24 protein-coding genes and 5 pseudogenes are annotated in these 22,045 nt (G+C 59.4%); 12 read left to right on the top strand and 17 right to left on the bottom strand.

Features of this window, described 5'->3' with window-relative positions:
- Positions 1-65 precede the first annotated feature (65 nt).
- Positions 66-458 carry a hypothetical protein gene (locus tag K359_RS64670; RefSeq protein WP_245284755.1) on the bottom strand — a complete coding sequence of 131 codons (393 nt, stop codon included), beginning with the start codon at positions 456-458 and terminating at the stop codon, positions 66-68.
- Here K359_RS64670 and K359_RS0129500 point away from each other — a divergent pair.
- Entirely contained in the window at positions 420-1,136 is a 717-nt protein-coding gene (locus K359_RS0129500) for a Crp/Fnr family transcriptional regulator (protein ID WP_029082545.1), read from the top strand. The genes K359_RS64670 and K359_RS0129500 overlap by 39 nt on opposite strands.
- A gap of 417 nt (positions 1,137-1,553) precedes the next feature.
- Here K359_RS0129500 and K359_RS63450 read toward each other — a convergent pair whose 3' ends face one another.
- Complete coding sequence (locus K359_RS63450) at positions 1,554-1,727, bottom strand: hypothetical protein (protein WP_198031195.1); 174 nt, start codon at positions 1,725-1,727, stop codon at positions 1,554-1,556.
- Between the two features lie 260 nt (positions 1,728-1,987).
- Here K359_RS63450 and K359_RS63445 point away from each other — a divergent pair, with 260 nt between their 5' ends.
- Positions 1,988-2,377, top strand: coding sequence for a nuclear transport factor 2 family protein (locus K359_RS63445; RefSeq protein WP_198031199.1), 390 nt, complete (start codon positions 1,988-1,990; stop codon positions 2,375-2,377).
- A gap of 129 nt (positions 2,378-2,506) precedes the next feature.
- On the opposite strand, the pseudogene K359_RS64665 reads toward K359_RS63445, so the two are convergent.
- The 6 genes and pseudogenes from K359_RS64665 to K359_RS53315 form a co-directional block, all read right to left on the bottom strand.
- Positions 2,507-2,668, bottom strand: a pseudogene (locus K359_RS64665) (HWE histidine kinase domain-containing protein); the annotation flags it as partial.
- A 1-nt stretch (position 2,669) separates the two neighbouring features.
- Complete coding sequence (locus K359_RS53325; protein WP_051346474.1) at positions 2,670-3,206, bottom strand: GAF domain-containing protein; 537 nt, start codon at positions 3,204-3,206, stop codon at positions 2,670-2,672.
- 318 nt (positions 3,207-3,524) lie between these two features.
- Positions 3,525-3,788 carry a hypothetical protein gene (locus K359_RS0129485; protein WP_029082544.1) on the bottom strand — a complete coding sequence of 88 codons (264 nt, stop codon included), beginning with the start codon at positions 3,786-3,788 and terminating at the stop codon, positions 3,525-3,527.
- A 247-nt stretch (positions 3,789-4,035) separates the two neighbouring features.
- The gene (locus K359_RS0129480; RefSeq protein WP_029082543.1) at positions 4,036-4,260 is read right to left on the bottom strand and encodes a hypothetical protein; all 225 of its coding nucleotides are present in this window, start codon (positions 4,258-4,260) and stop codon (positions 4,036-4,038) included.
- Between the two features lie 465 nt (positions 4,261-4,725).
- Positions 4,726-4,944, bottom strand: a complete 219-nt coding sequence (locus K359_RS53320; protein WP_051346472.1) for a hypothetical protein — start codon at positions 4,942-4,944, stop codon at positions 4,726-4,728.
- Positions 4,945-5,476: 532 nt separating this feature from the next.
- Positions 5,477-5,735, bottom strand: a pseudogene (locus K359_RS53315) (transposase); the annotation flags it as partial.
- 442 nt (positions 5,736-6,177) lie between these two features.
- On the opposite strand from K359_RS53315, the gene K359_RS0129455 reads away from it, so the two are divergent.
- The 3 genes from K359_RS0129455 to K359_RS0129445 are packed head-to-tail and all read left to right on the top strand — an operon-like array spanning position 6,178 to position 7,678.
- The gene (locus tag K359_RS0129455; protein WP_029082541.1) at positions 6,178-6,474 is read left to right on the top strand and encodes a hypothetical protein; all 297 of its coding nucleotides are present in this window, start codon (positions 6,178-6,180) and stop codon (positions 6,472-6,474) included.
- A 10-nt stretch (positions 6,475-6,484) separates the two neighbouring features.
- The gene (locus K359_RS0129450) at positions 6,485-7,342 is read left to right on the top strand and encodes an SDR family oxidoreductase (RefSeq protein ID WP_029082540.1); all 858 of its coding nucleotides are present in this window, start codon (positions 6,485-6,487) and stop codon (positions 7,340-7,342) included.
- Positions 7,343-7,345: 3 nt separating this feature from the next.
- On the top strand, positions 7,346-7,678 hold the full coding sequence (locus K359_RS0129445) for a hypothetical protein (RefSeq protein WP_035977326.1): 333 nt from the start codon (positions 7,346-7,348) through the stop codon (positions 7,676-7,678).
- A gap of 15 nt (positions 7,679-7,693) precedes the next feature.
- Here K359_RS0129445 and K359_RS53310 read toward each other — a convergent pair.
- From K359_RS53310 to K359_RS64660, 3 genes and pseudogenes are all read right to left on the bottom strand, one after another.
- Positions 7,694-8,565, bottom strand: a pseudogene (locus tag K359_RS53310) (DNA topoisomerase IB); the annotation flags it as partial.
- A 10-nt stretch (positions 8,566-8,575) separates the two neighbouring features.
- Positions 8,576-8,942 (bottom strand): annotated as a pseudogene (locus tag K359_RS59180) (DNA ligase); the annotation flags it as partial.
- On the bottom strand, positions 8,939-9,280 hold the full coding sequence (locus tag K359_RS64660; RefSeq protein ID WP_245284754.1) for a hypothetical protein: 342 nt from the start codon (positions 9,278-9,280) through the stop codon (positions 8,939-8,941). The gene K359_RS64660 and the pseudogene K359_RS59180, both read right to left, overlap by 4 nt.
- Positions 9,281-9,442: 162 nt before the next feature.
- Between K359_RS64660 and K359_RS61640 the strand changes: the two genes are divergently transcribed.
- Both K359_RS61640 and K359_RS0129430 read left to right on the top strand, forming a co-directional pair.
- Complete coding sequence (locus K359_RS61640) at positions 9,443-9,649, top strand: hypothetical protein (protein ID WP_156928717.1); 207 nt, start codon at positions 9,443-9,445, stop codon at positions 9,647-9,649.
- 19 nt (positions 9,650-9,668) lie between these two features.
- Positions 9,669-10,814: an AI-2E family transporter gene (locus K359_RS0129430; protein ID WP_029082538.1), complete on the top strand. Its 1,146-nt coding sequence runs from the start codon at positions 9,669-9,671 to the stop codon at positions 10,812-10,814.
- 53 nt (positions 10,815-10,867) lie between these two features.
- Here K359_RS0129430 and K359_RS53300 read toward each other — a convergent pair whose 3' ends face one another.
- Both K359_RS53300 and K359_RS59175 read right to left on the bottom strand, forming a co-directional pair.
- Complete coding sequence (locus K359_RS53300; RefSeq protein WP_245284753.1) at positions 10,868-11,113, bottom strand: hypothetical protein; 246 nt, start codon at positions 11,111-11,113, stop codon at positions 10,868-10,870.
- Between the two features lie 733 nt (positions 11,114-11,846).
- Positions 11,847-12,401, bottom strand: a complete 555-nt coding sequence (locus K359_RS59175; RefSeq protein ID WP_084518542.1) for an IS1595 family transposase — start codon at positions 12,399-12,401, stop codon at positions 11,847-11,849.
- A 17-nt stretch (positions 12,402-12,418) separates the two neighbouring features.
- Here K359_RS59175 and K359_RS61635 point away from each other — a divergent pair, with 17 nt between their 5' ends.
- Positions 12,419-12,874, top strand: a complete 456-nt coding sequence (locus tag K359_RS61635; RefSeq protein ID WP_156928716.1) for a hypothetical protein — start codon at positions 12,419-12,421, stop codon at positions 12,872-12,874.
- Positions 12,875-13,319: 445 nt separating this feature from the next.
- On the opposite strand, the gene K359_RS0129405 is transcribed toward K359_RS61635, so the two are convergent.
- From K359_RS0129405 to K359_RS0129395, 3 genes and pseudogenes are all read right to left on the bottom strand, one after another.
- A complete protein-coding gene (locus K359_RS0129405; protein WP_029082534.1) occupies positions 13,320-13,937 on the bottom strand; it encodes a flavodoxin family protein in 618 nt (205 codons plus the stop codon).
- Positions 13,938-13,987: 50 nt separating this feature from the next.
- A pseudogene (locus K359_RS53295) lies at positions 13,988-14,732 on the bottom strand (DUF72 domain-containing protein).
- Between the two features lie 34 nt (positions 14,733-14,766).
- Positions 14,767-16,020, bottom strand: coding sequence for a DUF763 domain-containing protein (locus K359_RS0129395; RefSeq protein WP_029082533.1), 1,254 nt, complete (start codon positions 16,018-16,020; stop codon positions 14,767-14,769).
- 92 nt (positions 16,021-16,112) lie between these two features.
- Between K359_RS0129395 and K359_RS64655 the strand changes: the two genes are divergently transcribed.
- Positions 16,113-16,664, top strand: a complete 552-nt coding sequence (locus K359_RS64655; RefSeq protein WP_371261200.1) for an HAD family hydrolase — start codon at positions 16,113-16,115, stop codon at positions 16,662-16,664.
- Positions 16,665-18,918: 2,254 nt separating this feature from the next.
- Here K359_RS64655 and K359_RS61630 read toward each other — a convergent pair.
- Positions 18,919-19,083, bottom strand: coding sequence for a hypothetical protein (locus K359_RS61630; protein ID WP_156928715.1), 165 nt, complete (start codon positions 19,081-19,083; stop codon positions 18,919-18,921).
- A 997-nt stretch (positions 19,084-20,080) separates the two neighbouring features.
- On the opposite strand from K359_RS61630, the gene K359_RS0129365 reads away from it, so the two are divergent.
- The 3 genes from K359_RS0129365 to K359_RS64645 all read left to right on the top strand — a co-directional run bounded on the left by K359_RS0129365 (position 20,081) and on the right by K359_RS64645 (position 22,019).
- Positions 20,081-20,347 carry a hypothetical protein gene (locus K359_RS0129365; protein WP_156928714.1) on the top strand — a complete coding sequence of 89 codons (267 nt, stop codon included), beginning with the start codon at positions 20,081-20,083 and terminating at the stop codon, positions 20,345-20,347.
- Between the two features lie 747 nt (positions 20,348-21,094).
- Positions 21,095-21,403 (top strand): hypothetical protein, encoded by a 309-nt coding sequence (locus K359_RS0129360; RefSeq protein ID WP_035977324.1) that lies wholly within the window; start codon positions 21,095-21,097, stop codon positions 21,401-21,403.
- Between the two features lie 331 nt (positions 21,404-21,734).
- Positions 21,735-22,019 (top strand): hypothetical protein, encoded by a 285-nt coding sequence (locus tag K359_RS64645; protein WP_084518551.1) that lies wholly within the window; start codon positions 21,735-21,737, stop codon positions 22,017-22,019.
- Positions 22,020-22,045 lie beyond the last annotated feature (26 nt).

The following is a 22,045-nucleotide window of genomic DNA, read 5'->3' as shown; positions in this document are numbered from 1 at the left end:
CGTCACGGAGCGGTCCTCAGCATCAGAAGCGGAAGCCAGAAGTGCCATGTGCCGACGTCCGAGCGTCAGTACCTTTCAGCCAACAGACGGAGAACGCGAATCAGATTTCCCGCCTCGTCAGTTACCTTCATCCGCCATTCCAGGCCTGGCTTCAGCGTACCATCCAGGTCCCCAAGGAGTTGTCCAGCGGTGATGGTAGCTTCCTTCCAGGCGGCGTCCTTGTCGGGAAGGTCTTCGCCGATTTCGTCGGGGAGATCCCGCTCCCCGTGCTGGATGTGAAAAAAATACCGAGGCATTTCGAGGCACGTGATCGAGCTACTGCGCTGGATTCGTGGATAATTTTTGACTCCTGCACTCGTTCCAAGCGTATAGTGGGGAGAACCGGCTTCCTGGCTCGAACGGTTGACAAGGAACCTCAGATGCCGATCGAGATGATGATCCGCAAGTTGCGGCAGCATTCCGAGTTGCCCAATGAAGATATCGGAGCCCTCCGGTCCATCGTAACGTCGGTGAAGAATTTGCCGGTAGATGCGCCGATCATTCGCGACGGGCAGCTTAGCACCCAATGCTGCGTGATCCTGAGCGGCTTCGCCTATCGATCGAAAGTTTCGGAGGACGGCAAGCGGCAGATCCTGTCGTTCCACATCGCGGGCGATATACCCGACCTTCACGGCCTGCCGCTGAAGCGGATGGACCACGACCTGACCACGCTGTCGAAAGCGCAGCTCGGGTTTATTGATCACGATGCGCTCGAACGGACCCTAAATACGCGACCGGCTTTGGCACGAGCGCTCTGGCGGGAGTCGCTTGTTGACGCCGCGTTGTTCCGGCGATGGATCATCAATCTGGGCACGCGATCGGCATCGGGACGCATGGCCTATTTGATTGCCGAATTACGCCAGCGGCTTGGAGCGATGGATATGGTCGCTAACGAGCAGTTTGACTTTCCGATCACTCAATCGAAACTCGCCGACGCGCTTGGACTGAGCGTCGTGCATGTCAACCGCGTCCTTCAAGCGTTCCGAGCCCAAGGCATCCTTGATTTAAAGCGCCAAATCGTCACGCTTGGCGACTTCGAAAAGATCGTCCAACTCGGGGGATTTGACAGCCTTGAGGACAATATTAGCGCTGAGTAGCGCATGCTGCGGTTACATGTTGAACAGGATTAGAAGGCCGAACATCGCCAGCAAACCGACGCGTATCCGGCGATGGCAACCCGTCGTAGCGCATGCTCTCACGTTAAGCCCTGCATCATCTTGATCTAGGTCAAGAGCACCGTCCTGCGGCAAGTTTTGGGTCTGGGTGCGCTCTCTGGCGGCTTCCGGTGGAGCCGTGAGATCAGGCGGCCGGCAGCAGGCAAGAAAAGAGACCGCCAACTAGCAGCCTTCGACTTCTGTCAGATTGCGGATGCCGCTTGATGATCTACATGCGTGGGGCGGTTACTATAGCTGTGGGGCTACTGGCGTTGACGCTCGCTCTGTCGCGCGAGCGTCGGACTGATCAAATTAGGCGCGGTGAGGCCTGTCTGATCAAAGCAGAACATGTTCGCTAATTTAGGGTCCGTTCGCCTTCATCGTGCGTTCGACTTCATCAGCCAGCCCCCGATGATGCGCGGCCAGCTTGGCGAACAGTTCTTTCTTGGTCGTATTGGTCGCGAGCTTACTGATTAGCTCGCACTCCTCAGCCTCTACCCGCAGCTTTTCCAAATGCGCTTGCATGTCCTTCATGGAATATATCCCCTGCAACTGGAGCGGGATTATCCCATGTGGAACCTGCCGGAGTATAGTGGTCTTGTGGAGAACCAATATCGGCCATTTTGGGGTCAAACTCGGAAGTCGGAACGCGCAACCGAAACTGGTCCGCTTCACCGCACCTGACATTCGACAGTCAGTTGGCATGACCGGGCCAATAGCTGTATTTTTCCGGTATCGGTTCCCGCTAGAAACGTTCTAACAGTCACCTACGATACGGCATGTAGGTGAGGAATATGTCCTTTGACCCGATGGCCGCTGCGGTTGATTGGCTAGACGCCTACCGCGCTGGCGATATTGAAACTCTGCTTGGCATGTATGCCGATGATGCGGTGATCTATTGTGAATGCGGGGGTACGAAAACCCTGACCGGCCGAGCAGCGCTTCGCGCCTATTGGGTTGATCGCTTCAAGAGTTCGCCAGCATTCGCTCGAATCGCCCGTGCAACATATGTGGTATCGATTTCTCGAGAAACTCTGAACCGAAGCCCCGCCGGGCCGGCTGGTGCGCGATGGGGCTCGTCCGCTCGCGCCAGCGGAGTTGGAACTCATTTTCATTGCCTCGGTCATGAGCGTCCCACGATATATCAATATGACCGTTCTCCATGGAGAGAGCGCCGTGTTTAACGGCGTTTGTGGCGAGCTCGTGTATTGCATCGACAACACCTCGGCCTGTTTTGCCGGAATCGAGATCGCGGGGCCGCGCTGCTTAAGGTTCTCGCCCTCGACAGCGCCGTGCACTGAGAGCTCCTGAGAGAGTACCTCGCGGATATCGATCGTGCTCGTATGGGTCCGACTTAACAAAGCATGAGTGCGCGCAATCGCAGCCAATCGGTCCTCAAAAGCTTTTGCAAACTCGTCAAGGTTCTGGCTCTTGGCGCGCGTCCTCCGCGCGATGGCTTGGATAGTCGCCAGCATGTTATTGATGCGATGCTGAAGCTTGACCGAGCATTTCCTGCCTGAGCGCCCGCTCCGCCAATTCTCGCTGGATCCTCACTCGGTCGATAGCAGAAGCCAACAGATTGGCGTAGTTCTGAAGAAAATCGATATCGTCCTGCTCGAATTTCCGGAGCTGCCGCGAGTCAACCTCCAGCACACAGAATGGGCCGTCCTCGCCGCGAATAACAACATTGACGGTGCTCCTGACGCTATGCTCGATCAAGAGCTTGGGAATTTCGAACCGAACCTCCCTCTGGGTATCTTCGGTAATCACCGGCTGGTTTGTGTGCAAGGCATAGCCAGCCGGCGAGCCCTCATGCGCGGGTATTTCGGCGTGCCCTACCACGCCGGGGTTCCAGTTCACCCCGGCGCGGACGAGCAAATTCTCGCCGCCTGGGACGAGCTCCAGCACTTTCACTAGCTCGACCTCGATGGCATCAGAGACAAGCCTAGTTGCCTCTTGTAGAAGACCATCTATGTCATCGCTCCGCAAAGCTCGCTTGCCGAACTCGGACAATGTGGAGACTTGTCTCCGGAGCTTATGCGCTTCCGAATGAGGCACTTTCGCAGTCTCCCATCGTAAATCGGATAAATGCTTACCGCCCGCTGCGGGTTCCAATGACGAATCTCCTAGCAGTTTAGCCACAGGGGTGAACCGATCTGCGCCAGATGAGAGGTTAGAGCGTTGCCGCGCCCAACAAGCGGCACCTTGCTGCTGGCCGCGCTAATCCTTGCCCGATAGAGGGGCGCGCGCGGACACCAATGGATTTGGCCCGCTGCCAAAGTCACTTCTGGTTGGCGCCTGCCTCAAAAATCTGATCGACCCACAAAAGAGCTATCGCGCCGACGGCGCTGAAAGCAACGACTCTTTAGCTTCGTCGCCGCGGCTGAATTCAGCCGCGAAACGTTTTCCGATAGCTGCTGCTACCGCCATCCAGTCTCGCAGCAGTCCTCTGTCCTCCTTTGAGAACGCGGCCCGCCGCTTGAGATCATCCAGTGTGTCGCCGGGATGGCATCGCTCGTAATCCGGACGGATCAGCGATTCCAATTCTTCGTCGCTAGATGATTGGAGATGGTGGTTGGAGGTGATCGGCAGCACTACGAGCATCCCAAAAGGCGTTCTGCGTATACGGTCAAATTAGGAAGAGCGAGCGACTTTTCAATCCTCAGAGAAAACCGCACGCAAGCTCTTGGGATCAGTGAAGCGGAGCATCCTTTAGCTATCGCACAGTTCCGGAGACTCGCGAGCGAGCTTTGTCGTGCGGTCAGCGGCAGGCTACAGGTCGGGACTTCGTTCTACGAGGAAGCGTGAATTCAGCCAAAAGACAGAAGCGCTCACGCGGCCATCAACCGCCGCCGTTGCTATTTTGCGGAGGGCTTTGCGCGTTGCCCGACGGGCCGGCTTTCGGCCTCTCAAGTTGCTCGAGGATCTCAATGGCCTTCGAGATTGAAATCAGATCGGCGACAGCCTTGCTGCTGTAGATCGTCGCAAGCCTGCTAACAGCTTTCTCCCGTCTAGCGATCAGAATCGCCTTAGCGTCTCTCGCCGCGTCGGACTGCTTTTGAGCCATCTCTCAGCCCCCGGCGCAATGAAGCCGGGGAAAAGCGCCTCCGGCTTTTTGCGTTGGAAGGGCATGCCTAGGACCAGTCGGAGTACAAGCTGCTTCTGGTCCCGGCCCACATGGCGATCAATGAAATCCTGCAGATGTGCGGGCACATCGGTCAGCTGCAGGTCACAGTGTCGCTGGATCTCGCGGGCTACGTCCTCCGGTACGTCCTCAGCCGGCCGGCATCAATAGGAACGACCGTGCCGTCACTTGGGCAGGGTGCGCTTTTCCCCCTAATCGCACGCTGTCCCGCAGCCGGAATACGGCTCCAGCTCCAACAGGCTCGGGCCGTTTTCTTGGCTGACTAGGAACAATCTAGGTCCGCGAGAGGTTGGCGTTCGGTGAATGACCGGTACTGCCCAGCTTGTCGTTCACGTAAAAGTCCCAGCGCCTATCCCCCGATAGCGCTGGGATTTTCTTGATGACCAGCTAGTGCCTGAGAAAAGCCGAGCCCGATCCCGCTTGCATAGTCAGGGAATCCGTGAGCGTCTGCTTTACGTGTTCGGCCTGTTCTTTCGTCAGCTTCTCGGCGAAGCGGCCATCCGTTTTTAACTGCGCTGGCCCCTTGAGTTCGCGATCATAAACCATCCAGTCAATGCTGCCTCTCCGAACGAGGAACCTGGATTGTAAAGGGGCTGTGCCGTTCATCGATACCTCTCAATTTGGTCGGGCCGCTTGTCTCAAAAATACAGTCCCCGCGACTGTTTGTTCCTAAAGCAGATACTGCAATCCCGGCTCACGCCGATAGAGCACGCCCTCGCGAAAAACGGTGGGAAGTCTCGCGCCAACGTCGATTTCTAGGATGCAGTCTTTTCGCGAGATTGCTTCGCTCTTTGCGAAGCAAGTCCAACGTATACCGCATCTCTCCACTGAAGCTGCCCACTTGAACGAGGGTTGCGATTGTGACTTCTTGCGGTGTGCGCTGGCGCAGATCCTGCAGTAAATCGGTGACGCGCGCATAGTCGAGCGGCGGTCATCGTGGCGGCTGGAGGCCCTGAGAGGTCAGCCACTCGCTTATATGCGAGCCGGTCTCGGCCTGTCGGGCCTTCTTCAAAATGGCTCCCCATCCACCCCAGGCGCGACCGCATCAGCCTGCGCACGCAGACGCATTGCCCTGTCAGCCAGACGTTCTTCTAATGATCGGGTTTGCTTGAAACGACGCCGCGGGGCGCTAGAAGTGTTTTCCAAGCATCTCCTTCAGCGTCGAGGCGTCTAGCATCGACTCCGCCAGCAGCTTCTTGAGCTTCCGGTTCTCCTCCTCCAGGGCCTTCAGCTTGCGCGCGCCGGAGATCTCCATCCCGCCATAGCGTGAACGCCACCTTGTAGAACGTCGCATCGCTGATGCCATGCTTGCGGCACAGATCACTCGCCGACATCCCGGCAGCGTGTTCCTTCAGGACGTTGATGATCTGCTCTTCGGTGAACCTGCCTTTACGCATCGTCCGTCTCCTGACTGGAGAACAGAACCCTAACTCAAAACCGGGGGCGTTTCAGGGGAGCAGGTCACATCTAGTCCCGGCCCTGATCGCCTGCGGCATCCTTGCCGCCTGACGTCGACGTACCGCCACCGCTACTCGAACTTTGGGACATGCCTGTCGTTCCGCTAGGATCTTTTGAGGGCGTCATCGAACTCGCGGCCGGATCGCCCGTGACAGCGCCTCGGCCGTTCGGGCCGCCGTCCGACTGCGCGGACGCGGGCGACGCGAGAAGAATCAGGATCGTAAGGCAAACAGCGTCTTCATTGGCATCTTCCTCTTTACACTATCGGCGGCCCGCGCCGCGCTCGTTAGCGGGTAGCCGTTTGGACGCGAGGCAGCAGGACAATAGGAACCGTCATACCTCCGATCGGTTGACAGCGGCCGCATGCCGAAAGGAGTCCGCATGGAAAGCACCGTCGTCGCAGATTTCGACACCCGACGCGCGGCGGAACTTGCGGCCGAGTACGTCGTCCAGGAACGCGGGGTTCCGAGGGGCGATATCTTCGTGCAGCCTACGGGCGCCGCCAACACTGCCGGCGACCGCCCGGCCGGCGCCGACGCGAAGGCCGCACCGGCGCCGGAGCAGAGCGGAAAGCTAAAGGGGCCGATCAAGGGGTCGCTCGACCTTCAGGGCGACGATCCGAAGTGCGTCGCCGATGCTCTGAAAGACGCCGGTGCCAAGGCCGTTCGGACAAAGTGAGGCGCGGTCCATGCCCGACTATCCCAAGCCGCCATATCCAAGCCAGCGTCAGCCTATGCCCGGCTCGACCGCGAAGATGCATCCGCGTCCGGACCACGGCGAAACGAGCTATAAGGGCTCGGGACGGCTTCAAGGCAAGCGCGCCATCATCACCGGAGGCGACAGCGGCATCGGGCGCGCGGTCGCCATCGCCTTCGCCCGCGAGGGCGCCGACATCCTTATTGCCTACCTTGACGAGACCGACGATGCCAAGGAAGTCGCAGCGATCATCGAAAAGGAGGGACGCAAAGCCGCCTTGGTCGAGGGCGACCTGCGCTCGCCCGACCATTGCCGCGCCGTGGTCGATCGTGCCGTACGGGATCTCGGCGGCGTCGACATCCTCGTAAACAACGCCGCGCATCAGGCGACATTCGCCGACATTGGGGACATCAGCGACGAAGAATGGCGCATCACGTTCGAAGTGAACATCCACGCGGTGTTTTTCCTCGCGAAAGCCGCAGTGCCTCACATGACGCCCGGCAGCTCCATCATCAACACGGCGTCGGTGAACGCCGACATGCCGAACCCAATCCTGCTCGCCTACGCGACGACGAAGGGCGCCATTCAGAACTTCACCGGCGGCCTGGCCCAGATGCTGGCGGAAAAGGGTATCCGCGTGAACGCGGTGGCGCCCGGGCCGATCTGGACGCCGCTCATCCCGTCGACGATGCCGGACGACGCGGTGAAGAACTTCGGCAAGCAAGTGCCAATGAAGCGCGCCGGTCAACCAGCGGAGCTCGCTACGGCCTATGTGATGCTCGCGGACCCTTTGTCGAGCTACACCTCAGGCACGACCATCGCCGTCACCGGAGGCAAGCCGTTCATCTGAGGTATGGCAGGTATCAAGCATCCGGTGACACCGGACGGGCGCTATTTCGTCGTCAAGGGCAAGCTCTGGCGCTTAAGCAATCCGGACATCGAGCCGCGCGACAGGGTGCGTCTCGTGAAGGCGCTCATGGACGCACGGCGCGCCGCCAAGGATGCCAAAAACGCGGGAGACCGCGACGTCGAGTTGGAAGCCCATCGCAGGGTCGACGAGGCGAAGCGCAGCCTAGGCGAGCGCGGGCCGGTCTGGTGGGACGACGGCGCCCCTGACTACAACCGGCACGCCGTCAAAAACACCCCGTACGCCGGGTGGTACGCCAAGGCTAGGCGATGGGGCTGATCCGCGGCGACGCGACTAGGCCTCGGACTTGAGGGCCCGAAGCCGTTTGTGGAGGAAGGCGAGAACCATGATCTCGTGCGAGGTCAGCTTCGCGTACTGTCGCTTGAACTTCTGCGCGATCTTGGCGTCGATCATCTTGATGAGATCGCCGGACATATAGGCGCTCAGGATCTCCGGATGGACGTAGCTCTTGCGGCAGATGGCAGGCGTATTGCCGAGTTGCTTGGCCACCTTTTCGATGCCGCGACGACGTTACGCTTGGCTTCGGCCTGGCTGTCGTACTTCTTGAACTCCGAGAGCGCGAGGGCCGCAAGCACCGTGCCGGCCCAGGTACGAAAGTCCTTGGCGCTGAAATCCTGTCCCGTGATATCCTTGATGTAGCCGTTGACGTCGCCGGAATCGACCGTTCGGGATGCTCCATCGTCATCGAGGTACTTGAAGAGTTCGTGCCCTGGAATCTCGGCGCAGCGCTTTACGATGGCGGCGATTCGCCTGTCCTCGACCTGGAGCTTCCATTGTTTGCCGGACTTTCCTGTAAAGTCGAAGCGCAGCACGCCTCGGCCGATCGCCACGTGCTTGCGCCGCATCGTGGTGAGCCCGTACGATTTGTTCTTCTCGGCGTATTCGGCGTTGCCGACGCGGATGAGCGTCTTTTCAAGCAAGCTGACGATCGTCGCAACCTTCTCGCGGGGGAGACCGTCCAGCTTCATGTCCGAAGCGACGCGTGCACGCAAGGCCGGCAAGGCCGCCGCAAATTGCATGATATGCTCGTACTTGTTTTGCTCCCGAAGCTCTCGCCACTTCGGGTGATAGCGGTACTGCTTGCGCCCGCGCGCATCGAGCCCCGTCGCCTGGATGTGTCCGTTGGGAGACGGACAGATCCAGACGAACTGCCTTGCGTAAGTCCTCGCCATCCAAAAACATCAGATCAAACGCGCAATACAGGAGCTTTGCTTCGTGACGTAATGCGTTCTGCAGCAGTTGGAAGTGCGAAACGCCGTCCTCGCCGATGGCGACCAGCTCGCCGTCGATCACCGCGTCGCTCTTCACGTCTTCGAGCGCCTTCGCTACCTCGGTGTATTGAGTGGCTGATGATCTTGCCGCTGCGGCTGTAGAGCGCTACTTTGCCGCCGCGGATCTCCGAAACCATTCGGAAGCCGTCGTACTTGTCCTCGAACACCCAATCTGGGTCGTCGAACGGGGCGTCGGTCAGCGTCGCCAGCATTGGCTGCAGGCGTTTCGGCAGTGTGGACCTGCGATTCATCTCCGCGCGGACTTGGGGTCAAGGACCGGCTTGGCGGCCGGAGCGCGCTTCCATGAGGATGATGCGATCGGCTTTCGATCACTGGGAAGGCCAATCACAGTTTTGAGGATCCGCCATGCGCGCGTTCGGACGAAAACGAACCCTTCCCAGAGCTTGGCAAACCAGGGAATCGTCAGAAGCTTTGGCTTCACGATCACGAAAAGCCGCTCGACGGCCAGGAGACTGAACGCGTAGCAGGCGACCATCATCGCCGTGCCGGTGATCCAGTGGCCTTTTCCGGCTACGGCTACCGCAGCGAGCTTCAGCGGCTCGACGGTGGCGGTCGGCACCGCCAGCAAGAGCAGGGATGGATAGGGTCCAAGACCTTCGATCGTCCGTCTCAGCCTCATGCGAAAGGACTCCACCGGCGATTAACCGCGGCGGCAATCAGATGTTCCGGAGGAGGAACATCCGGCCTCTTGGCTTGTTTTAAGCGCGCGAGCAGTTTGGGAGGAGACGACATGTGCGCGACCATCGATCGAACGGCTCAGAGAGTAACTGAATTTTTGAATCTGGAGGCCGAGGTCCAGACCCGGCGGCGCAAGCCCACCCGGCAACCGGTTTCCATGACCGGCAAAGGCGCCGTCGTCCGCATCCGCCGGCGCGTGCGGTCGTCGTCGTTGTCGGGTTTGTCGGTAGTCCGCGCGCTCTTAGCCACAGCTGATTAGCGGTGCAAAAGCGCCGCGAATGGCAGACACGGCGAAAGCAGACGCGAAAAAACAGGGTAAGGATGAGGCACGCGTGGTGGTCCATCGCACGGGCGAGCAGAAGCCGCTGCCGCTAGGGGCCGGCGCTCGGATGAATGCCAGGGTCGTATTTGCGCTCGTCCTGGTCGCCCTCGCGTTGTGGACAGCCTCAAGCTTTCTGCCGCCTCTCATCTGGGCCACTATTCTGGCCGTCGCGCTGTGGCCCCTATATCTGAAGTTCGCTATGCGGTTCATGGCCGGTCCATCGGCATCGGCGGCGTTCGTCTTCACGGTGCTCGTCGCGCTGATTCTGGTTACGCCGATCTCGCTCGCCGTCTATATGATCACCCAGCAGAGCGACATGCTCATCGATTGGCTGAAGAAGGCTCGGGAGGGCGGGGTCGAAGTGCCGGACTGGGTTGCGCGCTTGCCCATCGCAGCCGAAAGCATGGACCAATGGTGGCGCGCCAATCTTTCCGATCCGAAGGCAGCCACTGCCTGGCTGAAGACGCTAAATGCCGACAACTTGTCCGATCTATTCACTACTTTTGGCGCCCAACTGATCCACCGCTTGTTCCTGCTGTTCTTCTCGCTGCTTGCCTTGTACGCCTTGCTCCGTAGCGGTCGAGCGGTCGCCGGCCGCGTCCTCGAGACGTGTGATCGTCTGTTCGGCGAAGCGGGAGAGGGCCTCGTGGAAAAGATGGTCGACGCGACGCGGGCAACCGTGAACGGAACGGTGCTGGTCGCCCTGGGCGAGGGACTTGCGATCGGCGTCGCCTATTTCGTAGCCGACGTCCCGAATGCACTGACGTTCCTGATCTTCACGACCGCCTTCGCGATGATCCCGTTCGGCGCCTGGCTGGCTTTCACCGTAGCGTCAATCGTGACGATCTCGGGAGGCGGAAGCGGGATCGCGGCGGCCGGCGTGTTTCTGTGGGGCTCCATAGTCATGCTCGCCGGCGACAATTTCGTCTGGCCGTCGCTGGTCAGCGGCTCGGCGAGGCTTCCTTTCCTGCTCGCGTTCGTGGGAATCTTCGGCGGGCTGGCCGCGTTCGGCCTGATCGGATTGTTCATCGGACCGGTCATCATGGCGGCGCTGCTGGCGATGTGGCGCGAATGGATATTCCGACCGGCGCCACAGGCGTGAAGAGCCGCCCGGCCCCGCAGCTCCGGGGTCACTTGGCCAGTCCCGCGTCAATCTCAATCTTCCTTCCTTAGAGGGTCGACGGGCCAGCGCTGTGACCGCGGTGCACCCAAAGGTTGGCGGCTCTGATCCCGCTCGATCTGATTTTTACGCATCAGGTCAACCTCGGCTTGAACTCTGGTCGTGTCTTCATTCAGCCGCTTCAATTCAATCAGGAGCGCCTCGGCGAGTTGCTTTTCGCCTTCGACCACATCGAGCTCAATCTGCCTTAGCTCGTCCATGATCGCGTCCTTGTGCATCATCACGGGTTCCACTGTGCCAAGTCGATATACGCGCTCCCTGTGTTCTCCAACCGCTTGAAAAAGCAATCGGTTCCTAGCGATCCTCGACAGTGCGCGGGTTAAAGGAAGCTTCGTCCGGTGATAGGTCGTCCTTGGGAAAGTCCGGCAATAGGAACGCTGAAGAGACGGCGCGGTTGTTGCGTTTCCAGCGCCTATACGCGCTGGGACGACCAAAGTGGAGACTTGGCTTCAGCGCGTCCCCTCTCGCTGAGGTCGTTTTTTTCAGCAACAAGTGGCAAGCTCGTTGGACATTTTCTGATGAGGTGAGTGATGACATCGGCCTCAGCGCTTTCCGCATGTTCATTGAGGGCGCCTATTACGCAAAGGGCAGCGCGAGGCGAAAGAGCAGCCGGATTACGTTCGTCCCGCGCGACGCTCTGCGATCGAGGCTGCAGCTCTGGCGGCGGGTCGTGGCACATGGTGCGGTTTGACTGGTGACATGCTGAATGCTGACGTCCAAAGCGAACCTGATCCGCGCCCGGAACGTCGATCAGCTCGGTAATATGGCGCAAACGCCACAAGCTAAATTTGTCTGGCTGAAGCCACCTTTTAAGTGAACGGTCCCGGTCGGGGCTGGGGGGCAAAAACCGGGACCGATAGGCGGGCAGATAGGCGGGGCCATAGATGTTGCCGTGTTGGCCCAAATCCATTCCGAGGAGGCGGCATTCCGGCTGAGTAGAATGTTAGGGATGGATTAGTTTGTTCGCCTTTTAGGCCGGACATCAGTCGGCAATATGCCGCTGCCAACACCCGGTGAAGTCCACCGACTAATATGATGGTGGATACCGATCTCTGCGCGGCGCAAACGGCTGAAACACTCTTCTGCCTGATTAGTGCACGCACCATCCAAGGAGTAAGCTTCTTGGTGGTTGATTCGTTTCATTTCAAAACGTTCGTGTAATCCATTCCAAGAAGCGGCTTCGTCGGCATGAACGACAGTCCCCTTCGTAATGCGGGCACGGATGAAAGCGGCGGCTTGGCTTTCAGAGCCAAACACTGCTGGCACCGAATTTCTGCCGCGCTCACGGACGACGACGACGACCTTCCGTTTCCCATTTTGATTGCGGGCATATCGGCGGTCGCGGCGATATTCTTTCTGGTTTGCTGGCTTTACGTAACCGCCAAAATAGCCGCCATCCACTTCCGCCACTTTACCTTCGCCGCCGACGACACGACCCTTCATTTCCTCGGCCATTGCTTCACGTAGCTTATGCAGGAGGACCAACGCAGACTTGTAGGACAGGCCCATGTCGTTGCACCGTTGATTTGTCTAGCATTTTCGCGCTTTTCGGCAAATGGTTTTCCAAAAATTCCCCCGAGTTTTCCAAAACTCGCCTCGCTATTTCTTTCTTTAAAGTCGCTGCAACTGGGCTATATCGTCGGTTGGAAATTCCAGAACAAATCGGTGATGGAAATGCTGACGCACAAAGAGGTCCGAAGTTTTTTGCGGGATTTAGTGCGTCAATCGAACTCGACCAGTTGCGAGTTGATGCGCTGCGTAGTTTGGCATTCCATAGACTGTACGACGACCACTTATGGCGAGTTTGGCGGCGTGACCATACCGACTTTTTCGGGACACATCTCAAAAGCGTTGACGAAGTATCGTCCTCGGTACTGTTTGAGATAACTGAGGTCGCCTGCAAGTATGATCCAGGAACGATCAGAGCGGTCGTATTGGATGTCTGTGGCGAGGAAGTCATGTGCGGAATTGATGAAAGGTAATATTCGCACAGCGGAGGCGTTTTTCGCGGAATTGATCGGTGTGATCGACCACCGAAAGTTGGACAGGTCGACGTATCGTGATCCCGGGCAATCGATCTGCGGATGGTTCGCCGTTTGCGATCCGCTGCAGATCTCGAACGATCCGGAATGCCAGTACGGGATGCCGGTGGGGTGCGTGAACTAGTAGCATCTTATTTTACCGGTATCCGGCCCAAAGAGACGGCTAAAATACTGAAGGCGACCGACCCCTTGAGTGGCGCTCCCATCGCATGAATGCGCACCGTCGTTAAGTTCTGACAGCATAGGTGCCGCTAGGCTCCCCGCAGCGAATCCGCATCCTTTTTGATTGTACCCTCGGAGACGGAATCCGGAGCGGGACAGTCGCCAGCTTGGCCATAAGGCGTACCCTTCGGTCCAGGTCGGATGAAGCGCATCCGCTCCGTCCCTAGGATACGCCGGGATAGACCGCCGACTTCAGCAGGCCCGCAAGATGCGCGGCGTTGGAAGCAAGCATCGCGGTGGTCTGCATCGTCTTGTCGTATGGCTTCTCGAGATCCTTGTAGTCGGTCGATGCCATCGCTTCGCCGACCCAATAGGTTCCGCCGCCGGCCGGAATGGTGAAGCCGACGTCGTTCAGCGCCTGAAACAGGTCGGCATGGCAGTGGTGTGCGCCGTCTTCATTGCCGACAACGGCGACGATCGCGACCTTGCCGAAGGATGGCATGCGGTTCTTGCTGTCGGTTGCATCCAGGAATGCATCCATGCGCTCCATCACCCGCTTGGCGACGCTTGACGGCTGGCCGAGCCAGATCGGGGTCCCCACAATCAGAATGTCGGAGGCGAGGATCTTGCGGCGCAATTCGGGCCATTCATCGCCGGCGCCTTCATCCGACGTGACGCCGGGCTTGATATTGAGATCGACGACACGAACGACCTCACCGGAGACCCGATGCTGCCTGAGGGCATCGAGCAACTCTCCGAGCAGCTTGTCGGTCGAGGAGGGGTCCTTGCCGCGCTTAAGGGTGCAATTGAGGGCGATGGCTTTCAGAGTATTGGGCGGCATTGCTTCGGCTCCTTTCTTTCGGAGCCAATGCGAGGCGGAATTGTTCGTTCCTATCGCCTGGGTTGCCGTGGAAGCGCCGATCCAAGCGTTGCGCAAAGCCGTCGGGCGTCGGCCGGCGCCGCGCCTTTCTGGTCATTGTCGAAATAGACATAGACGTCACACCCCTGCCGCTTCCGGCCGCGGATGCGCTTTGCCCAATTGGCGAGCTCGGCCGGCTTGTAGTGCCCGCTGTATCGTCCCCCAGGACCATGGCCGCGGATGTAGACAAAGTCGGCGGTCCGCTTCCAGGGCGCCGGCGCGTCGTGATGATCGGAAATGCACAATGCGATGGCGCGCCGCAAGGAGTTTGAGGATGCGCGGCTCGTACCCGCTGGGATGGCGGAATTCGAACGCATATCGCCGCCGCCGTTTTAACAGCTTGAGGAACGAGGCCAGGCGCTCGGTGTCGATCGGGAAGTTCGGCGGGAGCTGAAACAGGATCGGACCGGCCTGTGCCAGCAGCGACAGCCCGTCTTCGAGCAGTTCAAGACTGTTGACCGAGTTTTCGGACAGGCGCTTCCAGTGCGCGATGAACTTCGACGCCTTCCAGGCAAAGACGAAATCCGCATCGGCATCGCGCCAGCCTGTGACCGCCTTTTCCGTCGGTGTGCGGTAGAATACGCCGTTCAGCTCCGTGGTGGCGAACTTGGTCGCGTAATAGTCGAGCTGCCGCTTGAGCGGCAATCCCTTGGGGAAGAACCGCCCGCGCCAGGATTCATAGTGCCAGCCGAAGGTGCCAATCAATACGCGCGCCATGCTGTGGACCGAACTATTGAACAGAGCTGTCGATCTAGGATTTGGACTTGGTGATCCCCTCGGGCGCGGCAAGGTTGGCTTCCCAGCCAAACACCGAGCGGCCCTCGAGCGCAGGGGAGCGGGCGCGTTCGTTCGCGACGAATGCCTCGAATGACGGGCCGGCGGCAGTTCGTTCCAACCCGCGGGCCTGATCGTCCAGCCGCTTCAATGCCTGCATCTGCTCGTCGCGGCCGAGTTTTGCCTGCTGCACGGCCGATTTGAGCACGCGGATGGTTTCGTCATAGACCTTGATCGGCACCGGAAAGGGATGACGGTCCTTGCCGCCGTGGGCGAGCGAGAAGCGTGCCGGGTCGCGGAAGCGATAGGGTGTCCCATGAACGACCTCGGCGACCATTGCGAGCGACTGCACCGTGCGGGCGCCTACGCCAGGCGTGAGGAGCAGTTCGGGAAAGTCTAGCGGACCGCGATCGGCAGCCGCGGCCAAGGTGCCATGCAAACGGCGGACGAACACGTCGCTTGAGCGCAGGTCGTGATGCGCGGGCATCACCAAATGCAGCAGATCCGGTTGCGAAGTCGCGCTCTGCGTCAGCTCGGCATATTCGCGCGCGATGCCATCGGGCCCCCGGGGGGTGAGCAGATCGAGCTGCGCATGCCGCGAGCCTTCGGCGCGATGATCAGTGAGATTGATGATCTCGCCCTGCGTCGGGCCGTCGATCGCGCTGTGCGGTTCGTCGACAAAGCTGCGAAGGCCCTCAGAGTGCCAGTGATAGCGGCGGGCCTGCCGCTTGTCGCCGTTCATACCCTGTTGGACGACGGTCCATTTGCCGTCGTCGGTAACGAAGAAGCCATGCAGGTAGAGCTCGAACCCGTCCTGCATTGCAGCACTATCGACCTTGGCGACCAGCCGGCTGGACCGGGTGAGGGCACCACCATCGAACCCGACGCGGTCGCCAAGGGCGGCCAGTTCTTCGGGCGTTCGTCGCGAGTGCTTGCCGCGCCCGCCGCAGACGTAAATTCCGAGCTCGCTTTGCAGCGGTGCAAGACCCCGCTTCAGCGCGCCGATGACGCTGGTGGTGATGCCGGAGGAGTGCCAGTCCATGCCCATCACTGCGCCGAACGACTGGAACCAAAATGGATGCGAAAGCCGTTGCAGGAAGGCGTCCCGGCCGTAGTGATGAACGATGGCCTGCGTGATGATGCCGCCCAGCATCGACATGCGCGCCGCCAGCCATGGAGGCACCCGGCCGCCATGAAGCGGAAGGTCGGCGCTGCCGGTGCGTCTGGCCATCGGGTGTTCCAGTCATGAATCAGGACGCAATCTACCAGCAACGCGCTCGCGAGCACAGAAGGTAGCGTCTACTCCCTGCCTGGAAGGATCGTATCCAATACCTTTGCCGCGCCGCTGCATGGCGCGGCGCGCGTTTCAAGTCGGAATACTTACCGCTGGTACGCCCGTTCTCCGCAGTATCCGACCTGTTGAAGCGCGTGCGCGAAGCCGGCGTCAAGATCGCAATCGGCACATCGGCCAAGAAGGACGAACTCGGCAGATACCTCGACATCGCGCGCATCGCCGACCTCGTCGACGTGACGGCTTCGTCCGAAGATGCCGAAAAATCGAAGCCGGCACCCGACATCTTTGAGGTCGTGCTGAAGAAGCTGAAGATCGAAGGCCGCGACGCCGTCGCGATCGGCGACACGCCCTACGACGTGTTGCAGTTGCTCATATTGCTGAGGGAGATCACGGTGAATTACATGGCACCGCTACAGGCTAGATTCCTCGTTCGGAGAGGAAGCACTGACTGGATGGTTTATGATCGAGAACGCAAGGGCGCAGCGCAGTTGAAGGATTACAGCTTGGCCGAGAAGCTGACGAAGGAGCAGGCTGAGCAGATTAAGCAGAGGCTGGCGACTGGGAGCTGTCAGCCCACTTGAACTAGCCAGAGACGCCCTTCGCGAAGTCAATCACCTGAACCATTCTCGCGGGACTATCCCTGCACTGAAATGGCCGGGACCACCCCGGCCATTGTGGTTTCAGTGCTGCGCGCGCCTACGCAGACTTCTTGAAGATAGGGCGAGGCGGCTTGCCACGACTGTCGAGGAGCGTCGCAGTTTGAGCAAAGGCGCTAGCCGCAAAGAGCAATGCGACGAGTCCAATTAGCGGCTTCATGATTCCTTCCCCTCTGCTGTCGAACGCGGGTTCACTTCCCCTTCCCCTTCGCCTTCAGCCCCAATCTCCACTGCCGATGCTTCATCGCAGCAACGATCGGAGGTAGATCGAAGCTAGCACCGACAACAGAAACGCAATTATCGCCGCCAGGAAGACCGGGGTCCCGGAAGGTGCCAACGCATCCCGAATTCGCCGGAGAAACCTCATTTCATGGCCCTCAGCCCGACATCATCAAACGCAGCAACAGCCTAACACGTCGGTCCCTCAAAGATGGTCAGTCTTCAAACCCGTGATCAACCCGTGATGCCACCTTGGAACTTAGGAGTTCCCTTTCTTCGCGGCAAAAGTTCCGATGGTGAAACGCCGTAGTTCCCGGAGTCCCGCAATTGTTGAAAACGCTAGTCCCACTCTTGCCGGAGCTAGATTTTACCCCGAATAGATTTTCGAAACTAAACCGGCAAGGGGCCGCGAGTGCAGCGGCCCCTTTCGATTCCGATCAAGCGCCGTTTTGGTTTGGCGCGCGGCCCAAACTAGTAAGTCCCGGCGCTCTGGGGAGGAGCGCCGGGGCTTTGGGGGCACTAAATGAATGCGCCAACTTGGGGGAAAACGCATCCTGTTGCCTAATTCTCCCGAGCCTGGAATCGTTCCTAATCAGCGGCCTGTTTTGGAACGGTGACGAGCGGGGCTTGCGGGCATATGCCGATGATCGCGCCGATCGCGAGCGGAGAAAAGCCGCTAGGGATCGCGGCGAGTGGGCGCGAGCGAACGAGGAATTGGTGGCCTGGAATTAAACGGTAGTTGGTCAGTTTGATATGGCAGCGCTCCGTCCTTGGTTTAGGCCCCGCGCAAGCGCATATTGGCGGGATGACAGAAACACATGTAATTTTCCAAGCTGAGAAGGTTTCCAAAGACGGGTGGAGGATCGTGTGCCATTGCCCTGATGGAAAGACCGATTTCGTAACCGGGTTTTTGGACGAACAATCCACCGTAAATTGGCTCAAAACCGAGCACTGCGCCCATTGGCTCAAGGTAAGGGGCTATCTCCCGTGACGACCATCCCAAGCGTCCCAGGAGACTCCAACCAGCTCGCTAAGTCGCATAGTGCGCGGACAAGACGGGCATGGAAACGCGCTCATCTCCCACTAGTGGTCTTCCTGATCGCGTTTTGTCACGCGGTGGCTCCCGTTTGGGCAGTGAAAACCGATAAGCTGGAGGAAACGCGGAAGTCCTTTCGGCCTTCGACTATAGCCGCTCTACCGAAGAGTCGATCAGCGAGTTGACCGGTTCACCTGCGCGCGCGAAATAGCCCAAGAGGAAACGGCCCCAGCACCTCTGGGGGCCTGGGGAGGGCCGGTGGCTGGGGCCGTCACTTGATCCGCCGATCTATCTCTTGGAGGTCGGCAGCTTCGATACTGCGCCCCTCTCTGCCTCCCGCAATAGCGCCATGCGCGTCATCTGGGTTGTCGCAGCAACTATGCTCGGTATCATGCAGATGCAGTCCATTCGTGCCGCTGAGGCGCTGTCACGCGCGCCGACATTCAACGTCTAACTCGGCCCTAGCTTGTATCCCCTCGCTGGCTTTTTGGAGTGAGCCCTGTCTAGCAGCGTCAAGTATAGGCATCACCAGTTCAAAGAATCGCTCAACGTCGGAGTGACTTCTTAGACCGGCGGCCTAGATGGTCGACGAGAACCCAAACTACCCCGATCACGACAGCAGCGACTGCTATTGCATCGATGATCAAAAGCACTGGTATTTGGCGCAAGAATTTTACCCCTAATGAAAAAGGCCGCAGTGCGCAGGTGCACTGCGGCCTGTCCGGGAAAATTGCCTGTCAGTGCAATGATAATACTTCCAGCCCCGGTTGAGATCGAAGCTGCCTCACGGATTTAGGGGAGTGGAGTCTAAACTGCTGTTCCAGTATACGGAACATCACGCGTGTTGCTGGGCGGTGACAGGAAATCCACGAGGCGATCGACAGCCTTTCTGCGCGGACAGTCGATTGTCCCCGGCCGCATCGGTCAGCCAGAGACGCCCTTGGCGAAGTTGATCACCTCGCCCCAGTCGAGCCGCGTGTTGACCCAGCCGAGCTTCCCGCACGCGGTGCACTTGAGGTGAGCCGAGATGTCGTACCAGTCCCAATCGGGAGGATCGGCGAGCTTCAGCCGGCCCGTTGTGGTGCCCACAGCCAACAAAGACCAGTACGGTCTTGAAGCCGGCGTTGCGATCGACGGGGCCAGACCAGTAGCGGAGGAAGCGAGCGGGCTTTTTTACGCCAAGGCATGCGCCCATGATCGCGCCGGTCGCGCGCGGAGAGAAGCCGCTAGCAATCGCGGTGATGACGGCTTGCTCACCCAGAGATTGGTCAAGGCGCGGAATTAAAGGCCGTCACGCGGCGGCGTCGACGGTCGCAATTACACCGCGCATGTCGCAGGCTAGTTGGCGATAGGTGCGCTCCGAGGCGCAGGTATAGTGCTCGCTTGCTTCCGTCCGCCTCCCGGCTAGCGATCAAGTCGCACTCCGTGGCGAGACTCTCAAATCGTTCCAGCTTGGCCAGCAATGGAGTCATGGGCAGATTTCCCTGAACGCGTACTGAGGGACCAACCACGCTACTATTTGGATTAGCTCTTGGTGAACATCGTTATTAGGCAGAATTATTTTTGTTGGCGGATCGACTGCCCGATCTCAATCCGCCGGCGGCTCAGCTGGCATTTTGCGCCTGCTCTCTCGTGGCCGGGAGCCAAGAAGATCTGACCAGAAGGATCGATCCCAAAAAGTACGCCGCCGGTCTCAAAAATACACGCCCGGCGGCGTTTTCTCCCCGAACCGGGACACTGAAATTCCCAGTACAGCTTGGATTGCAGGGCCCGTGCCACCAGCCTATGACGTTGGGATCTGACGGCACGTCGTTAAGACGAACCCGGATTTGCTGCACTGCCAATCATTGCCGAGCGCTCCACTCGAGACGGAATGGGGAGCGGCCATCGCGAACAATATCGCCGCGCAGGTCAACGAAGCCGCGGTCACCGCGAAACGAGCTTTACGCATCCACACTGAATTCATCATCATGGCCGTTGTCCTTCTGGATGATCGAAGGCTAGGCCGACTGTGTTTCAAGACCGCTTCGCGGCTTTCGGAAATGGTTTCGTTCGCAGCCGCGAAGCGGCTGGCTAGGAACCTTTCGTGTTTTTCAGCCTAGAGATTTGGGGCAACTTTTCGTTTGGCGGAGGTGGAAAGATGTTGAAGCGCTCCTGGACCGCCGAAGAAATCGAAAAGTCAAAAGCTTTGGCGGGCAAATTACCCACTGGCAAAATCGCCGAGCAATTGGGCCGCGGTCCGGTGGCGATCACAATGAAGGCGCGCCAGCTCCAGATCTCTTTGCGAACCCACGGCGCCAGTTCCCCGTCGCAAATATTCAAAGAAACGGCCCCAGCGAGGGGTACAAGCTGAGGCCGAGGCCGAGTTGGCGCGATTGGTTCATCGGCCGGTACCGCTGGCCGGCACCGAATCTGCGATACGGTAGCCGTCGCGCCCATGTTCCAAATAGAAACGTTCAGCAGTTCTGGGGCCATGGGGCCCGGTGCAGGGGCCGTCACTGCGTTCAGCTGGGCGGCGCCACCACCGAGGTACTGGATGCTCACCCGGAGGTCGGTGAACTTCGCCGACCGGCTCTTGCCGGCGGAACTCCGGACGTCTCCCGGTGGCCGCACGGGTTGGCCTTTTTTATTGAGGGCAAATTGTCAAACCCTAAGGTCAATTGAAATCTTTCAATAGTGGTGACTTTCCAAAAAAATCGAGGGCTCCCTGTCTAGTTCGCCATCGAGGAACGGTGCCATCCGGCATCGGTTGGTCCTGCGCGCCATCACCGCCGCGATGGCGCGGCTCCGCCCCCGGCGACACACACACACCTCCCGCACGCCGGGCGGCGGAGCTTGCCTTCGGCGCGAGGTGTCCGGTATGGGGAATGCAACTACTGTCATAGGCGTGCTCTTGGTGCTCGCCGGCTTCTGGCTGATTTTCGGTATGCGCTAGTGGGGCTGAGGCGAAAAATTCCTCAGATCGAGGTGCGCACGTTGGCAGTTGGCCGCACATCGTGCAAATGCCACAGCCTTGGTTCCACCGACATGCCGTCCTTTCACGTCAGGGAACCGGAAACTTACGCGCGGGTCGGGGCTTGTTTCCGGGGAGGAGACGGTGATGACAATGCAAGCGTACGGAATAACGGAAGGTGGTTCGCTCAGGCATCGTAATCGGCACGGCGGCACGCCGCTGGTGATTGCAGCCGCGGTTGCGATCCTTGGCGTGCTGGGCATGCTGATCGTCGACCACGGTCCGTGGAGCAAGCCGCAGGTGCAGCCGGCCGCTTCGGCCAACTCGTCGACGACCGGCGAGGCCGCGCGTTCGGCTGGCGCAACGGTAATGCCGACCAAGCCGAAGGCGCCGATTGAGCCCGTTCCACCTGGCCCGAAGCCAGCGCAACCGGCAAACCCAATCCCGCCGCAATAGATGCGGACGTTCGTGGAGATGCCCCCGATGACGCGGAGCACAGGAATTATTCCGTCCCGCTAAGGGGAACGGTCTCGACCCGAACCTCACCTCTAAGTCCGACGTGGCAAACATTGCGACGGCGCGCCTCAATCTCGGCATTCGCCAGGTGATCGATTTGAGCGGCCCAAGCATTCGACATCGACACGCTTTGCGTGGGCGTGACCGGCTGAAGATGAATATGCCCGGTCTCCCGTGAACGAAGGATGCTTGACGGCAGAAAATGGTAATTGATCAAAGGAACGTCTCGGTTTTTTTCTGCGTTATTGGCGCGGATGAAAGGAGATCCACGATGCGTAAACTTGCTTTTGCTCTGGCCGCAGTCGGCGCCCTGTCTACTGCTACCGTCTCATCCGCTGAAGCCCGCGGCTTTCATGGTGGATGGCGTGGTGGTTGGGGACCGGGAATCGGTTTCGGTCTTGCTGCCGGCGCTCTAACCGCTGGCGCTATTGCGGCCTCGCCTTACTACTACGGGCCGGGCTACGGATATTACGGGCCTCGCTATTATGCCCCGAGATACGCCTACTATGGGCCGGGGTATTATCGGCCGTACTATCGCCCGTGGGGCTACTGGTAATAGGAAGGCCCGGTCATTCCGGGCCT

The sequence above is a fragment of the Bradyrhizobium sp. th-b2 genome, assembly GCF_000426785.1.
GTDB classification, from domain to species: domain Bacteria; phylum Pseudomonadota; class Alphaproteobacteria; order Rhizobiales; family Xanthobacteraceae; genus Bradyrhizobium; species Bradyrhizobium septentrionale.
The sequence above is the reverse complement of the archived record's forward strand: the minus strand, read 5'-3'. Positions and strand labels throughout refer to the sequence as shown.

Coding starts and splice junctions, on each gene's coding strand:
- K359_RS0129395 (WP_029082533.1), bottom strand. CDS start 16,020: ATGGCCAGACGCACCGGCAGCGCCGACCTTCCGCTTCATGGCGGCCGG.
- K359_RS53320 (WP_051346472.1), bottom strand. CDS start 4,944: ATGAACGGCACAGCCCCTTTACAATCCAGGTTCCTCGTTCGGAGAGGC.
- K359_RS0129430 (WP_029082538.1), top strand. CDS start 9,669: ATGGCAGACACGGCGAAAGCAGACGCGAAAAAACAGGGTAAGGATGAG.
- K359_RS0129455 (WP_029082541.1), top strand. CDS start 6,178: ATGGAAAGCACCGTCGTCGCAGATTTCGACACCCGACGCGCGGCGGAA.
- K359_RS63445 (WP_198031199.1), top strand. CDS start 1,988: ATGTCCTTTGACCCGATGGCCGCTGCGGTTGATTGGCTAGACGCCTAC.
- K359_RS61640 (WP_156928717.1), top strand. CDS start 9,443: ATGTGCGCGACCATCGATCGAACGGCTCAGAGAGTAACTGAATTTTTG.
- K359_RS0129445 (WP_035977326.1), top strand. CDS start 7,346: ATGGCAGGTATCAAGCATCCGGTGACACCGGACGGGCGCTATTTCGTC.
- K359_RS0129405 (WP_029082534.1), bottom strand. CDS start 13,937: ATGCCGCCCAATACTCTGAAAGCCATCGCCCTCAATTGCACCCTTAAG.
- K359_RS0129450 (WP_029082540.1), top strand. CDS start 6,485: ATGCCCGACTATCCCAAGCCGCCATATCCAAGCCAGCGTCAGCCTATG.
- K359_RS0129480 (WP_029082543.1), bottom strand. CDS start 4,260: ATGGCTCAAAAGCAGTCCGACGCGGCGAGAGACGCTAAGGCGATTCTG.
- K359_RS53300 (WP_245284753.1), bottom strand. CDS start 11,113: ATGATGCACAAGGACGCGATCATGGACGAGCTAAGGCAGATTGAGCTC.
- K359_RS0129500 (WP_029082545.1), top strand. CDS start 420: ATGCCGATCGAGATGATGATCCGCAAGTTGCGGCAGCATTCCGAGTTG.
- K359_RS59175 (WP_084518542.1), bottom strand. CDS start 12,401: ATGGGCCTGTCCTACAAGTCTGCGTTGGTCCTCCTGCATAAGCTACGT.
- K359_RS0129360 (WP_035977324.1), top strand. CDS start 21,095: ATGACAATGCAAGCGTACGGAATAACGGAAGGTGGTTCGCTCAGGCAT.
- K359_RS64670 (WP_245284755.1), bottom strand. CDS start 458: ATGCTGCCGCAACTTGCGGATCATCATCTCGATCGGCATCTGAGGTTC.
- K359_RS63450 (WP_198031195.1), bottom strand. CDS start 1,727: ATGAAGGACATGCAAGCGCATTTGGAAAAGCTGCGGGTAGAGGCTGAG.
- K359_RS64645 (WP_084518551.1), top strand. CDS start 21,735: ATGCGTAAACTTGCTTTTGCTCTGGCCGCAGTCGGCGCCCTGTCTACT.